The sequence below is a fragment of the Streptomyces sp. R302 genome, from assembly GCF_012927245.1.
In the GTDB taxonomy this organism is placed as follows: Bacteria; Actinomycetota; Actinomycetes; order Streptomycetales; family Streptomycetaceae; genus Streptomyces.
The window spans coordinates 234,212-248,291 of sequence record NZ_JABBGE010000004.1; the positions used below are offsets into that span (position 1 = coordinate 234,212).

General features: G+C 74.6%; 11 protein-coding genes. 8 read left to right on the forward strand and 3 right to left on the reverse strand.

Annotated elements, in window-relative coordinates; genetic code table 11:
• Positions 1-58: 58 nt before the first annotated feature.
• A complete protein-coding gene (locus tag HHL19_RS14055; RefSeq protein ID WP_169089311.1) occupies positions 59-1,027 on the reverse strand; it encodes a GNAT family N-acetyltransferase in 969 nt (322 codons plus the stop codon).
• Between the two features lie 154 nt (positions 1,028-1,181).
• Here HHL19_RS14055 and HHL19_RS14060 point away from each other — a divergent pair, with 154 nt between their 5' ends.
• From HHL19_RS14060 to HHL19_RS14070, 3 genes are all read left to right on the forward strand, one after another.
• Positions 1,182-1,736: an FHA domain-containing protein gene (locus tag HHL19_RS14060; protein WP_169089313.1), complete on the forward strand. Its 555-nt coding sequence runs from the start codon at positions 1,182-1,184 to the stop codon at positions 1,734-1,736.
• Positions 1,737-1,862: 126 nt separating this feature from the next.
• On the forward strand, positions 1,863-2,891 hold the full coding sequence (locus tag HHL19_RS14065; RefSeq protein ID WP_169089315.1) for a cytochrome P450: 1,029 nt from the start codon (positions 1,863-1,865) through the stop codon (positions 2,889-2,891).
• An 87-nt stretch (positions 2,892-2,978) separates the two neighbouring features.
• Positions 2,979-3,482 (forward strand): hypothetical protein, encoded by a 504-nt coding sequence (locus HHL19_RS14070; RefSeq protein ID WP_169089317.1) that lies wholly within the window; start codon positions 2,979-2,981, stop codon positions 3,480-3,482.
• Positions 3,483-3,563: 81 nt separating this feature from the next.
• Here HHL19_RS14070 and treY read toward each other — a convergent pair whose 3' ends face one another.
• The gene (gene treY, locus HHL19_RS14075) at positions 3,564-6,008 is read right to left on the reverse strand and encodes a malto-oligosyltrehalose synthase (protein WP_169089319.1); all 2,445 of its coding nucleotides are present in this window, start codon (positions 6,006-6,008) and stop codon (positions 3,564-3,566) included.
• Between the two features lie 90 nt (positions 6,009-6,098).
• Between treY and HHL19_RS14080 the strand changes: the two genes are divergently transcribed.
• Positions 6,099-7,355: an MFS transporter gene (locus HHL19_RS14080; RefSeq protein WP_169090048.1), complete on the forward strand. Its 1,257-nt coding sequence runs from the start codon at positions 6,099-6,101 to the stop codon at positions 7,353-7,355.
• Here HHL19_RS14080 and glgX read toward each other — a convergent pair.
• Positions 7,309-9,429, reverse strand: coding sequence for a glycogen debranching protein GlgX (gene glgX / locus HHL19_RS14085; protein ID WP_169089321.1), 2,121 nt, complete (start codon positions 9,427-9,429; stop codon positions 7,309-7,311). The genes HHL19_RS14080 and glgX overlap by 47 nt on opposite strands.
• A gap of 137 nt (positions 9,430-9,566) precedes the next feature.
• Here glgX and HHL19_RS14090 point away from each other — a divergent pair, with 137 nt between their 5' ends.
• The 4 genes from HHL19_RS14090 to HHL19_RS14105 all read left to right on the forward strand — a co-directional run bounded on the left by HHL19_RS14090 (position 9,567) and on the right by HHL19_RS14105 (position 14,061).
• Positions 9,567-10,451, forward strand: coding sequence for a Tat pathway signal sequence domain protein (locus HHL19_RS14090; RefSeq protein WP_169089323.1), 885 nt, complete (start codon positions 9,567-9,569; stop codon positions 10,449-10,451).
• Positions 10,452-10,519: 68 nt separating this feature from the next.
• Entirely contained in the window at positions 10,520-11,842 is a 1,323-nt protein-coding gene (locus tag HHL19_RS14095) for a copper amine oxidase (RefSeq protein WP_169089325.1), read from the forward strand.
• Between the two features lie 108 nt (positions 11,843-11,950).
• Entirely contained in the window at positions 11,951-13,237 is a 1,287-nt protein-coding gene (locus HHL19_RS14100; protein ID WP_169089327.1) for an SAV2148 family HEPN domain-containing protein, read from the forward strand.
• Positions 13,238-13,335: 98 nt separating this feature from the next.
• A complete protein-coding gene (locus HHL19_RS14105) occupies positions 13,336-14,061 on the forward strand; it encodes a 3'-5' exonuclease (RefSeq protein ID WP_169089329.1) in 726 nt (241 codons plus the stop codon).
• The last annotated feature ends 19 nt before the right edge of the window (positions 14,062-14,080 follow it).

The following is a 14,080-nucleotide window of genomic DNA, read 5'->3' on the forward strand; positions in this document are numbered from 1 at the left end:
CCTCGCAGACGGCGATACGGTCGACGCTATGGCCGATGGGTCGTTCCCATCCTGGCAGTCAGGACGGCGACGCGCCCGGCGCGTCCCACACGTAGTCGACCTGGCGCTGGAAGTTCACGTACCCGGCGCGGGCGAAGGCCGCCGCCATCGGGACGTTCCCCAGGTCGGTCGCGGCCCGGACGCGCGGCACGTCCTGCGCGGCGAGGATGCGGGTGCCCTCGGCGAGGATCTCGTCGATGTAGCCCTTGCCCCGGTGGGCGGGGAGCACGCCGATGTACGCGATGATCGCGTTGTAGTTGTTGCGGGCCGGGACGACGAAGCCCACCGGCTCGCCGGTGCCCGGCAGTTCGGCCACCTGCCACCACTCGCGCGGCGTGGAGTAGTGCGGGAACTCCTCGTCGTAGTGCCGCTCGGCGGCCTCCCGCAGCGACAGCCCCTCGGCCAGGTCGGCCTGCCCGTGCGCGTCGAGCGTGCCCTCCATCACCGGCGTCATCAGGGCGAGGAGGTCCTCGCGGTCCCGCACCGGACGGAACACGAGTCGGCCGGTGGGCTCCGCGACCGGCGTCCCCGGCAGCCACTCCAGGCGCAGCCGCTCGACCAGCGGCCGGGCGCCGGTCTCCGCGAGCAGCGCGAGCAGCAGCTCGACGCGGTCGCGGGTCTCCGGCACCTCGCGCCAGTCCGGCGGCAGGTAGCGGTTGAACTCCGGCGGCACGGTGCCGGCCGGGACGACGGCGGGCAGCGCGGCGTTCAGGAGCCGGCGCCCCACCTCCTCGGCCTCCCCGGCCGGGAGCTCGGGGTCGAGGTCGAAGAAGTCGAGGGCGAGCGGCTCGCGCCCGTCCTTGTTGGTCCACCAGGCGATCCGGCCGAGCAGACGGCCGTCGCGGAGGGCCACCCACATCCAGTCGGGGCGGCGGCGGCCGGAGCCGAGGTCGTCGGCGAGTTCGTGGTCGAGCGTGTAGGTGAGGCCCAGGAACAGGTCCAGTTCCTCCGGCCCGGCGAGCGGGCGGACGACGACGTCGTCGGTCATACGGTGGTTCCCCCAGGGGTACGTGTGGTCGAAGCCCGCAGACCGTAGCAGTGATCTTCCGGCGCGGGCCCGGGCTTTTCCGTGCGGCAGGCGGTTACGTGCCTGGTACGGAGGCTTCTGGACAGCCCGCCCCGGACACCCGGACAATCACCGTGTGACGACCCCGACCCCGTACGAGCCCCCGGCGCACTCCCCCCGGCTGACCGACACCGAGCGGGACCGTGCCCTGGGCCTGCTCCGGGAGGGCGCCGCACAGGGCCGTCTCTCGCACGACACCTTCCTCTTCCGGATGGAGCGGGCGCTCCAGGCCCGCCGCCCCGACGAACTCGACGTGCTCACCGCCGACCTGCGCAGCGAGGGCACCTGGACCCGGCGGGTGGTCGGCGCCGTCGAGCGGATGTCGGCGTTCACCGCGCGCATCGGCCGGGCCTGGCACTCCGAGCGGCTCCCGAAGCTGCTGCTGCCGCAGCCGGGGCCGTACCCGCTGCGCATCGGCCGGGACCCGGTGAACGGCCTGCGGCTCAGCCACGAGACCGCCTCCCGGCTGCACGCCGAACTCTCCCTCCAGAGCGGCCTCTGGGTCCTGCGCGACCTGGGCTCCACCAACGGCACGACGGTCAACGGCCGCCGCGTCGTCGGCGCGGTGGTGGTCCGGGCCGGGGACGTCGTCGGCTTCGGCGAGATGACCTTCCGCCTGTCGGTCGACTGAGGACCCGTTCCGGGCCTGGTCAGGGTGGTGCCCTATCACCCGTTCGGCGGTATGCGGCGGGCGTCGCGCCCCCGCCGGTGATGGGCTGGGGGTCCCACCGCCGGCCGACGCACCCCTGGGGGCACGATGCGCGACGACCAGACCCCCGACCCCGCCCGCGAGACCCGGGTCGCCCGCGTCGTGCCCGGCCTGGTGCGGAGCGTCGCCGACCCGGCGGCCGGGCCGCCCGTGCCGCCCGGCGGGCGGACCGTCGCGCCCAGCCCGCTCGACCCCGGCGCGGCGGCCGATCCGTACCCCGTGTACCGGCGGCTGCGGGAGGAGTTCCCGCTCACCTACGACCCGATGCTGCGGGCCTGGGTGCTGAGCCGGTACGCCGACGTCGCCACCGCGCTCACCGACAGCCGCTTCACCCACGGGCACCGGCCCGGCGACCCGGCCTGCTCGCGCGCCCACGTCGACGTGGACCTCGCGGAGCTGCGGTCCGTCGCCGAACGCACCGCGTACGTGCTCGCCCGGCGGATCGCCGACCGGCCCCGGGCCGACCTCGTCGCCGACTTCTGCCACTGGCTGCCCGCCGGGACCGTCGCCGCCGCCGTCGGCGTCCCCTACCGGGACATGATGCGGCTGGTCAGGGGCCGCGCCGCGACCGCGCTCGCCGGCGAGTGCGGCGGGCAGATCGCCGTGCGGGAGAAGGCGCTGGCCTCCTTCCTCGGCAACGTCCTCGCCGACCCCGACCAGGTCGCCGCCCTGCGGGACGCCCCGACGGCGCTGGTGGCCCGGGCGTGGACGGAGTCGCTGCGCCGCGACCCGCCGGTGCAGATCGCCGTGCGGCGCACCCGCGAGGACGTGCCGGTGAGTGGCGGGATCCTGCCGGGCGGCTCCTCCGTGGCGCTGCTCGTCGGCGCGGCCGGGCGGGACCCGGAGCGGTTCCGCGCGCCGGACCGCTTCGACCCGCTGCGCGACGACCCCGGCCAGCTCACGTACGGTTCCGGCTTCTGCCCGGCGGTGATCCTGGCCGGTCTGGAGGCCGAGTACGGGCTCCGCGCGCTCTTCGAGGCGATGCCGGGGCTGCGCCTCGCGGACGGCTTCCGCCCGGTGCCGACCGGTCTGATCACCCGTGCCCCGCGCGCCCTCGTCGTCCTGCCGAACGGCTGAAACGAGCCCCCCGCCGCGCTGCTAGGGTGACGTGCGCTCGTCAAGCGAGCCCTTCTGGTGAACCACGTCCAACGGGGAAAGAAACACGTGAAGCTTCGTCATGCCCGCGCGATCGCCGTCTTCGGCATCGCCGTCTTCGCCCTCACCGGTGCCCGCGGCTCCCACGGCGGCGGCTGCGACAACAGCAGCTCCGGTTCGAGCTCCAGCTCCAGCTCGGGTGGCGGCGGCAGCCACAGCGACAGCGACAGCAGCGGCGGCAGCAGCAGCTCCGGCGGCGTCTCCGTGCCCGGCGGCGGCGGCAGCGCCGACAAGGCGGCCCGCGACGTCACCATCGACAAGTGCGCCTACGACGCCGCCACCAAGAAGCTGACCGCCAAGATCACGGTCAAGAACGACGGTGCGCTCGACTACGACTACAGCGTCACCATGAAGTTCACCGGCGCCGGCGCGACCTCCGCGACCGCCTTCAAGTCCGGCATCTCCGTCGCGGCGGGCGCCTCCGCGACCGCCGAGCTGACCACCCCGTACCCGGGCACCGGCGACGGCTCCGAGTACACCAAGTGCGAGGTCAAGCGCGCCAGCCGCGTCTGACCCGCGGCCGGCGGGGTCACGGGCCGCGCGCCCGTGGCCCCGCCGCCGTGCGGGACCCGCCGCACCCACAGCGGTATGCGCTCACTCCCTGATCCGCGCGAGGAGTGCGACCGGCCGGTCGGCGAAGAGCTCCGCCAGTTTGAGCTCGCTCTCCGGGCCGCCGGTGAACTCCCGTACGCCGTCCAGGACATCGGCCCACCGGCCCTCCGGAAGAACCAGCTCGGTGTCCCGCCAGCCGCCCGCCTCCGCGAGCCGCAGCGACAGCCGGGTCACCGCGGTCACCACCTGCCCCGCGCGGGCGAAGGCGAGGCAGTGCGCCGCCGCCGGGCCCTCCGCGGCGAGCGGGGTGTAGCCGCCGCCCGGGCCGAAGGCCGCCGGACGCTCGCGGCGCAGTCCGAGCACGGCCCGCACCAGCGCCGTCCGGCCGTCGTCGGGGCCCGGCTCGTACGGCGCCCGGTTGTCGGGGTCGACCAGCGCCCGGTACTCCCGCTCGGTGGACTGGTACAGCTCCGGCACGCCCGGCATGGTCAGCTGGACCAGGGCCGCGCCGTCCGCGTGGGCCCGGATGTGCGGCTCCAGGGCGAACGCCGCCTCCGACGCCGCCCGCAGCGGCACCCGGCCGGGCCCGGCGGCGACGAACTCGGCCACCGCCCTCTCGTACGCCGGGTCCTGCTCCGTCCAGGACGTCCGCAGCCCCTCCTCCCGTACGGCCTTGAGCACGGCGGGGCCGATCCGCTCCGGGTCCGGCGTGCCGAAGCCGAACGCGGTCTGCCACGCCGTCCAGGCCAGGTGCGGGTCCGGCGCCGGGACCCCGGCGACCTCGGCGAGCAGCCCGGCCCACACGTCCGGGCACTGGGCGAGGACCGCGATCGCCGCCCGCACGTCCGCGCTGCGCTTGGTGTCGTGGGTGGTGAGGACGGTGCCGGTGGCCGGCCAGTCGCGGGCGAGCCGGGCGCAGGCCGCGTGGAACTCCTCGACGCCGACGGCCGGCCGGCCCGGATCGCCGCCGACCTCGTTGGCCGACAGCAGCGGGGCGTACCGGTAGAAGGCGGTGTCCTCCGTGGACTTGGCCCGCAGCGCCGAGGACGTCTGCGCGAACCGGGCCCGGAATCCGGCGTGTTCGGGGGAGTCGCCGAGCGCGCCGAGGAGCAGTGCCCGTACGGCGTCCACGGCGGTGGCCTCCTCCGGGACGGCGAAGGCGGCCCGCGCGCCCCGGACGACCCCGGGGGTGAGGAGGCGCTCGGCGTCGCCGGTCCCGTAGGGCCGGTAGACCGGCACGCGGACGAGGAGTTCCTCGATCGCGGTCCGCAGCGCCCAGGGCGCGTGGTCCTGGTGCGCGGGACTTGCGGCGCAGAGCCGTACCGCCTCCCGGGTCAGCCGGCTCGTCTCGGCCGCCAGGTCGTGCCGCACCACCTCGTACGCGGCACGCCGGGCGGTCGCCTCCCACGCCCCGCCCCGGTCCCCGGCCCTTCCGGTGAACTCCCGGTAGACGTCCGTCAGTTCAGCCGCTCCGACGGGGTCGGTGAGGACGCCGTCGACAAGGCGCAGGGCGTCGTAGCCGGTGGTGCCGGCCACCGGCCAGGCGGCCGGCAGGGTCTCGTCCCCGGTGAGGATCTTCTCGACGACGATCCAGCACCGGCCGCCGGTGGCCGCCGCCAACCGCTCCAAGTAGCCCTGCGGGTCGGCGAGTCCGTCCGGGTGGTCGATCCGCAGCCCCTCGATCACCCCGTCGGCGACGAGCCGCAGGATCGTCGCGTGGGTCTCCCGGAACACCTCCGGGTCCTCCACCCGCACCCCGATCAGGTCCGAGACGGTGAAGAAGCGCCGGTAGTTCAGCTCGGTGCGGGCCAGCCGCCACCAGCCGAGCCGGTAGTGCTGGCGGTCGAGGAGTGCGGCCGGCGGCAGGTCCTCCGTGCCGGGCCGGAGCGGGAACTCCTGCCCGTCCAGGCGCAGTACGCCGTCCTCCACCCGCAGCCGGTCCCGTACCTCCGGGAGCCGCGCGGGCAGCACCGGCAGCAGGAGCCTGCCGTCCCCGGCGGACCGGTCCACGTCGAACCAGCGGGCGTACGGGGAGTCCCGGCCGTGCCGCAGCACCTCCCGCAGCGCGTGGTTGTGGCGCGGCGAGGCCGCCATGTGGTTGGGCACCAGGTCCACCACCAGGCCGAGGCCGTGCGCGCGGGCGGTCGCGGCGAGCGCCCGCAGCCCCGCCTCGCCGCCCAGCTCCGCCCGGACCGCCCGGTGGTCGGTGACGTCGTACCCGTGGGTCGAACCGGGCACCGCCTCCAGGACCGGGGAGAGGTGCAGATGGGAGACGCCGAGCCCGGCGAGGTGCGGCACCGCCCGCTCGGCGGCGGCGAACGGGAACGCGGGCTGGAGCTGGAGCCGGTAGGTGGCACGGGGGACGACGGGCGGCCCGGGCGGCCCGGACGGGGCGGAGGCGGCGGGCGTCCCGGACGCGGCGGCGGACAGCGGGCGGTCGGACGGCGGGCGGTCGGACGGCGGTTGTGCGGGCGGGTTGGGCGTCATGCGAACGTACGTACCCCGTACGGGAGCTTCCGTGTCATCACCCGATGCACCCGTTCGGGGGTATCGGGCTACTTTCGGCCGATGCTCCGGATGTACCGCGACACCCTCTCCCTGCTCGGCCCCGCCCTTCCGGTCCTCTCCTTCCTCGGCCGGCTGCCCACCGCGATGTGCCAGCTCGGCAGCGTCCTGCTGGTCGCGGAGACCAGCGGCTCGCTCGCCGCGGCGGGGCTCGCGGGCGGCGCGCTGGCCGCCGGGCAGACCGTCGCGGGCCCGCTGCTCGGCCGGCTCGCGGACCGGCGCGGCCAGCGCGGACCCGTCCTCGCCGCCTCCCTCGCCAACGCCCTCGCGGTCGCCGCCCTCGTCCTCGCCGCCGTCGCCGACGCCCCCACCGGGCTCCTCGTGCCGCTGGCGCTGCTCGCCGGGGCGACCGTCCCGCAGATCGGACCGCTCGCCAGGACCCGCTCGGTGGCGCTCGCCCGCCGGGCCGGCGTCGACGACCGGACCGTCGGCGCGGTCCTCTCCTTCGAGGGCACCCTCGACGAGGTGTCCTTCGTCCTCGGCCCCGCGCTCGTCGGCCTCGCCGCCGCCCTCGCCCACCCCGGCGCCGCGCTGCTCGGCGCCGCCCTGCTCCTCGCCCTCTGCGGCACCGGCTTCGCGCTCCACCCGACCGCCGCCGCGGCGGCCGCACCCGGCGGCGCCGCCACCCGCACGGGCGCCGCCGAACGGACGCGGCTGCCCCGCTCCGCGTACGCCCTCCGGGTGACGATGGTCCTCCAGGGCGCCATGTTCGGCGCCTCCCAGGCCGGGATCACCGCCCTCACCACCGGTCTCGGCGCCCCCGCCCAGGCCGGGCTCGTCTACGCGGCGATGGGCGTGACGAGCGCCGCCGTCGGCCTGTCGCTCGCCGCGCTGCCGGCCCGGATCGGGCTGACCCTCCGCTGGCGGACCGCGACCGCCGGGCTCGTCCTGCTCTCCCTGCCGCTGCTCGCGGTCGACTCCCTCGCCGGCCTGTACGTGGCGGTGACCGTCCTCGGCGCCGCCTACGCCCCGCACCTCATCACGGTCTTCGCGCTGACCGAGCGGTCCGTCCCGGCCGGCCGGCTCGCCGAGTCCATGGCCTTCCTCACCAGCGGGATCGTCGGCGGCCAGGCCCTCGCCCTGGCGCTCTCCGGGCGGCTCGCCGAACAGCACGGCGCCCCCGCCGCCTTCGCGGTGGCGGTGGGGGCGGCCGTGGCCTGCGCGGCGCTCTCCTGGACGGTGCGGACCGTACGGACGGGAGGGGCGCCGCGCGGGGCCGAGCTCACGCCGGGCGGCGCAGCACCGTCAGGCTCAGCGGCGCGAGGGTGACGCGCTCGCCCGCCACGATCTCCGGGCCCTCCCGGGGCGGCAGCCCGTCCGGCTCCGAGGTGTCCACCACCGTCCGCCAGCACCGCCCGTGACTGTCCGGGACGGCGAACTCCAGCTCCTGCGAAGAGGCGTTGAACATCAGCAGGAAGGAGTCGTCGGCGATCCGCTCGCCCTGCGGTCCCGGTTCGGAGATGGCGTTGCCGTTGAGGAAGACGGTCAGCGCCCGGGCGTGCGCGGCCTGCCAGTCGCGGGCCGTCATCTCTTCGCCCTCCGGGGTGAACCAGGCGATGTCGGTGAGCTCGTCGTGGGTGCCCTCCACCGGCCGGCCGTGGAAGAAGCGGCGGCGCCGGAAGACCGGGTGCTCGCGCCGGAGCCGTACCATCGCCCGGGTGAAGCGGAGCAGGGTCGCCTCCGCCTCGCTGTTCTCCTTCGGCCAGCGCACCCAGGACACCTCGCCGTCCTGGCAGTAGGCGTTGTTGTTGCCGCCCTGGGTGCGGCCGAACTCGTCGCCGTGGCTGAGCATCGGCACGCCCTGCGACAGCATCAGCGTGGCGAGGAAGTTGCGCATCTGGCGGGCCCGCAGCTCCTTGATCCCGACGTCGTCGGTCTCGCCCTCCTGCCCGCAGTTCCAGGACCGGTTGTGGCTCTCGCCGTCCCGATTCCCCTCCCCGTTGGCCTCGTTGTGCTTCTCGTCGTACGAGACGAGGTCGCGCAGGGTGAAACCGTCGTGGCAGGTCACGAAGTTGACCGAGGCCAGCGGGCGCCGGCCGTCGTCCTGGTACAGGTCGGAGGAGCCGGTGAGCCGGGAGGCGAACTCGGCCAGCGTGCGCGGCTCGCCCCGCCACAGGTCCCGTACGCAGTCCCGGTACTTGCCGTTCCACTCGGTCCACAGCGGCGGGAAGTTCCCCACCTGGTAGCCGCCCTCGCCGACGTCCCACGGCTCCGCGATCAGCTTCACCTGGCTGACCACCGGGTCCTGCTGCACCAGGTCGAAGAAGGACGACAGCCGGTCCACCTCGTGGAACTGCCGGGCCAGGGTGGCCGCCAGGTCGAAGCGGAAGCCGTCCACGTGCATCTCGGTCACCCAGTACCGCAGACTGTCCATGATCATCTGGAGGACGTGCGGGGACCGCATGAGCAGCGAGTTCCCGGTGCCGGTGGTGTCCGTGTAGTAGCGGGGGTCGTCGCCCAGGCGGTAGTACGAGGGGTTGTCCAGGCCGCGGAAGGAGAGCGTCGGGCCCAGGTGGTTGCCCTCCGCCGTGTGGTTGTAGACGACGTCCAGGATGACCTCGATGCCCGCCTGGTGCAGCGCCCGCACCGCCGACTTGAACTCCAGGACCTGCTGGCCCCGGTCGCCCCAGGAGGCGTAGGCGTTGTGCGGGGCGAAGAAGCCGATCGTGTTGTAGCCCCAGTAGTTCGAGAGGCCCGCGTCGACCAGCCGGTGGTCGTTCACGAACTGGTGGACCGGCATCAGTTCCAGCGCCGTGACGCCGAGTTCCTTCAGATGGCCGATGACCGAGGGGTGCGCGAGCCCCGCGTAGGTGCCGCGCAGCTCCTCCGGAAGGTCCGGGTGCAGCTTGGTCAGGCCCTTCACATGGGCCTCGTAGATCACCGTGTGGTGGTACTCGGTGCGCGGCCGCCGGTCGTCGCCCCAGTCGAAGTAGGGGTTCACCACCACCGAGGTCATCGTCCGGCCCGCCGAGTCCAGGTCGTTGCGCGCGTCCGGGCGCCCGAAGGGGTACCCGTACACCGCCTCGCCCCAGTCGACCGCGCCCGACATCGCCCGCGCGTACGGGTCGAGGAGGAGCTTCGCCGGATTGCAGCGGAGGCCGCGCTCCGGCGCGTACGGCCCGTGCACCCGGAAGCCGTACCGCTGCCCCGGCATCACGCCGGGCAGGTACGCGTGGCGGACGAAGGCGTCCGTCTCGCGCAGTTCGACGGACGTCTCCGTGCCGTCGTCGTCGATGAGACACAGCTCCACGCGGTGCGCCGCCTCCGAGAAGACCGCGAAGTTGGTGCCCGCTCCGTCATAGGTGGCGCCCAGGGGGTACGCCCGTCCCGGCCAGACCTGCATGGATACGAATATTCCTCTTCTGTCCGGGTTCATGCGTGCTCTTCGGCCAGATCCTGCCCGAAAGACGCGCAACCTCGCGGGAACTCGCCCCGTCCTACCGGGTGACCGCAGACCAAGCGGGGGATAGAGGGGGAAATGTGTACGAAATAGTGCGCCGCCACCTGGGGAAGGTGGTGGCCGGAGCGGCCATGGCGGTGACGGGCACCGCCGTCGCGGTCGCGATCAGCCTGCCGGGCGCGGCGGGCGCGGAGGACACGCCCGCCGGCCGTGCGGCCGGCGCCGGGAACACGGCGGCGGACGGCGCCCGGGGCGGTCAGGGGACGGACGGCGGGGCGAACGGCGGGACGGGCGGCGCCGGAGGCGCGGAGGGAACGGGCGGCCGGGGGGCCGCCGCGCTCGCCCCCGCCACCGTCGCCCCGCCCGCTGCCGAGGGGGAGAAGGGCACCGGCACCGACCCGCTCACCGACGCCGAACTGGCCCGGGCCCGGGAGCTCGCCCTCGGCCCCGCCGCCGACTCCGCCGCCCGGCAGGACGTCGACGGCGACCGGGGCCGCCCGCAGCACCTCGGCACCGAACTCGCCGACCCGGCCCCGGGGCAGGAGACCACCCGCCGCGCCCAGGTCCGCTTCTACGACTACGCCCGCGACGAGCTCGTCACCCGGACCGTCGACCTGGCCACGGGCAAGGTCGAGACCACCGCCGCCCGGCGCGGGGTGCAGCCCTCGGCCCACCCCGAGGAACTGCGCGCCGCCCTCGAACTGATCCTCGCGAGCCCCCTCGGCAAGGGCGTCGAGGAGGACTACCGGGACGCCACCGGCACCGAACTGACCAGCGCCGACCAGCTCTGGTTCAACGGCGACGTCTACCGCACCTACCGCGAGAAGAACGTCCCCGAGGCGCTCTCCCGCTGCGGCGAACACCGCTGCGTCCGGCTCGTCACCAAGGTCCGCAACGGCGCCTGGATCGACACCCGGAACATCATCGTCGACCTCTCCGCGAAGAACGTCGTCCGCGTCGGCTGACCACCGCCGCCCGCCGTTCCACCACCCGTCCCCGCCCGCGGGGGCCCGTACGCAAGGAGTACGACCACATGACCCGCCCGCACCACCGGCGAGCCAGGGGGATCCTCGCCGCCCTCGCGGCCACCGCGTTCCTCGGCACCGCCACCGCCGCCGCGGCACCCGCACCGGCGCCCACCCCGCCGCCGACGCCCGGACCCCGGCCCACCCTCGCCAAGCCCCCCGTCTCGGCCGTCTGCTCGCCCGCCCACCGCATCACGAGGAAGCTCGACGGCGGCGCCTCCTGGGACATGTGCTGGCGCTACAGCACCGACGCCGGCCTGGTCCTCGACCGCGTCACCTACCAGCCGCCCGGCGGCGCCCCGGTCCGCGTCCTCACCACCGCCCGCCTCGCCCAGATCCACGTGCCGTACGACGACGGCGGCGCCGAGTACGACGACCTCACCGGCGCCGGCTTCGGCTGGGGCCTGCAGGGCCTCAAGCCCGCCGAATGCCCCGGCGGCACCCTCTCCTCCGTCAAGGTCCCCGAGGTCGGCACCGTCAAGGGCCTCTGCACCACCACCCGCGCCCGCGGCCACGCCTACCGCATGGCCAGCGACTCCGGCGCCGGCGTCTACCAGGCCCAGGCCAAGGACCTCCTCGTCTACACCGTCAACAAGGTCGGCTGGTACGAGTACATCTCCGAGTGGCGCTTCTCCTCCGACGGCACCGTCGGCGCCAACGTCGGCGCCACCGGCAGCCTCTCGCCCGTCGACTACAACGCCACCGACGGCCGCGGCTGGCCCCTCGGCAAGGGAGCCCGGGGCTACGCCACCAGCCACGCGCACAACGTCTTCTGGAAGCTCGACTTCGGCCTCGACGGCGGCCGGGACCGCGTCGAGCAGTACGACTCCACCGTCACCCCGCCCGCCGCCGGGGGCAGCCCCACCGTGCACACCAAGCGCACCACCGTGACGAAGGAACTCGCCGGCGACGCCGAGAACATGCGCTGGTGGCGGGTGGTCAGCGGCACCGGCAAGAACGCCGACGGCCACGCCCGCAGCTACGAGATCGTCCCCGGCCGCACCGACACCCACGCCGGCCGCGGCTTCACCAAGCACGACGTCTACTTCACCCAGTCCCGCGCCTGCGAGCAGTACGCCAGCAACAACATCGGCAACTGCCCGGCCGGCGCCGGAGACAGCGTCGACAAGTGGGTGAACGGGGAGACCCTGACCCGGCCGACCGTCTGGGTCAACATCGGGTTCCACCACATCGCCCGGGACGAGGACCAGCAGCCCATGCCCGTCCACTGGCAGGGCTTCCAGCTCGCCCCCAGGGACGTAACCGCTATGAATCCCCTCACTCCGTCCGATCTCGCCTCCCAGAACGGAGAGCCGGACACCCGGAGTTGAGCAAGCCGCCGACCGATCCTGCTGCACCGCCTCCCGCTCGCGGAGTACCCTTCCTTGATCTTGTCGGAAGAATCGGGACGGGCGTCCAGAGCAGAAGGCGGTGCGCGGGTGAGCTCGGGAGGCCTTGAGCTGCCCCCAGGTGACGCGGGTCACGAGGGGGGACCGGCCGACCCCGGGGAGGAACCGCCCACGGTGATCCTCCCCACCGGCCAGGCCGCGCCCCCCGGCGCGGTCCAGGTGGCCCGCCCCGTGGAGATCGGCGCCGAGCTCGACTGGGGCGCCGAGGCCTGGGGCGAGGTCCGCACCCGCGCCCAGCGCGCGGGCCGCGCCTACATCTGGCTCAACCTCGTCGAACAGCGGATGCGGGCCGTCGTCGCCGCCGTCCTCCGGCCCGTCTACGAGCCCGTCCACGGCGACGAGTGGGTCGTCGCCGCCGCGGGCCCGGCCGGCCAGGAATGGGTCCGCCGGGCCGTCGCCGTCCGCGAGGTCTCCCGCCGCAAGGGCTACCTCCTCGACCCCGCCGACGACAACGTCCTCTCCTTCCTCACCCTGCCCCAGCTCCGCGAGCTGATGGTCCAGCACTGGCCCTGCTTCGAGCCCTACTTCGACGACCGGCGCGAGGTCGAACTCGCCCTCGACGAACTGGAGGTGACCCGCAACGTCGTCTCCCGCAACCGGGCCCTCTCGCCCACCGTCCTCGCCCAGGCCGAACGGGCCTCCGCCCGCATCCTGGAGATCCTCGGCAGCGGCGCCGGCGTCCCCTCCTCCGACCGGCTCCGCGTCGACGCCGTCGAGGACCTCGTCGGCGACCGGTACGCCGACGTCGTCTCCGTCCACCCCGACCGCGTCCGGCTCCAGCGCCAGCTGCCCGCCGAGGACCTCTTCGGCGGCGCCCGCCGCCTCGACGCCACCGGCATAGGCCTGAACCTGCTCGTGCAGAACTTCTCCGGCCGCCGCATGGTCCGCCTCGCCGAGTCCGGCTGCCGGATACGGCTCCTCTTCCTCAACCCCGCCAGCAGCGCCGTCAAACGCCGCGAGCGGGAGCTCGGCATCCGCAAGGGCGAGCTGAGCCGCTCCGTCGAGATGAACATCCTGCACATGCGCCGGGTCCGCTCCAAGCTCCGCGACCCCGACGCCTTCCAGATCCACGTCTTCGACGAGACCCCCCGCTTCACCGCCTACCTCGTCGACGGCGACGGCCCCGACGGCGTCGGCGTCGTCCAGTCCTACCTCCGCAAGGCCCGCGGCATGGAGGCCCCCGTCCTCGTCCTGCGCGGCGGCGGCCGCACCGTCGTCCGCCACGAGACCCCCGGACGTGACGCGGACCACGGACTCTTCGAGACCTACCGGGAGGAGTTCGAGTCCGTCTGGCTGGACTCCCGGCCCGTTTCCTGAGAGCCCCGTGCCCCGCCTGCCCCGCCCCTCCGGCCGCGTTGTCAGAGGCGCGTGCGAGGGTGTGAGCACCACGGGGGAGATCACGTAAGGAGGACCCGATGGTCTGGCATGGGGAACCACTGGTCGGCTTCGACCTGGAGACGACGGGGACGGACCCGCTCGAATCCCGCATCGTCACCGCGTCGATCGTCGAGGTCCGCCGCGGCACGGTGACCGGACAGCGGGACTGGCTCGCCGACCCCGGCGTCCGCATCCCCGAACAGGCCTCGGCCATCCACGGCATCAGCAGCGAGCGCGCCGCCGCCGAGGGCCGCCCGGTCCGCGAGGTCGCCGACGAGGTCGCCGAGACCCTGACCGGCTACTGGTCCCGGGGCGTCCCGGTCGTCGCGTACAACGCCTCCTTCGACCTCAGCCTGCTCTCCGCCGAGCTGCGCCGGCACGGACTGCCCTCGCTCGCCGAGCGGATGGGCGGCGCCGGCATCGGCCCCGTCCTCGACCCGTACACCATCGACCGGGCCGTCGACCGCTACCGGCGCGGCAAGCGCACCCTGGAGGCGGTCTGCGGCGAGTACGGCGTGGAGCTCACCAGCGCCCACCAGGCGTCCGCCGACGCCCTCGCCGCCGTCCGCGTCGCCCTCGCGATAGCCGACCGGCATCCGCAGGTGGCCGCCCTCGACCCGGCCGAGCTGCACGAGCGGCAGATCGGCTGGTACCGCGCCTGGGCCGAGAACTTCCAGGACTTCCTGCGGCGCAAGGGCGACCAGGACGCGGTGATCGACCCGGTGTGGCCCCTGCGCGGCGAGCCGGTCGCCGTGACCCCCTGACGGAGGACTCGGCCAGGAG

Coding starts and splice junctions, on each gene's coding strand:
- HHL19_RS14080 (WP_169090048.1), top strand. CDS start 6,099: ATGTACCGCGACACCCTCTCCCTGCTCGGCCCCGCCCTTCCGGTCCTC.
- glgX (WP_169089321.1), bottom strand. CDS start 9,429: ATGCAGGTCTGGCCGGGACGGGCGTACCCCCTGGGCGCCACCTATGAC.
- HHL19_RS14055 (WP_169089311.1), bottom strand. CDS start 1,027: ATGACCGACGACGTCGTCGTCCGCCCGCTCGCCGGGCCGGAGGAACTG.
- treY (WP_169089319.1), bottom strand. CDS start 6,008: ATGACGCCCAACCCGCCCGCACAACCGCCGTCCGACCGCCCGCCGTCC.
- HHL19_RS14065 (WP_169089315.1), top strand. CDS start 1,863: ATGCGCGACGACCAGACCCCCGACCCCGCCCGCGAGACCCGGGTCGCC.
- HHL19_RS14095 (WP_169089325.1), top strand. CDS start 10,520: ATGACCCGCCCGCACCACCGGCGAGCCAGGGGGATCCTCGCCGCCCTC.
- HHL19_RS14105 (WP_169089329.1), top strand. CDS start 13,336: ATGGTCTGGCATGGGGAACCACTGGTCGGCTTCGACCTGGAGACGACG.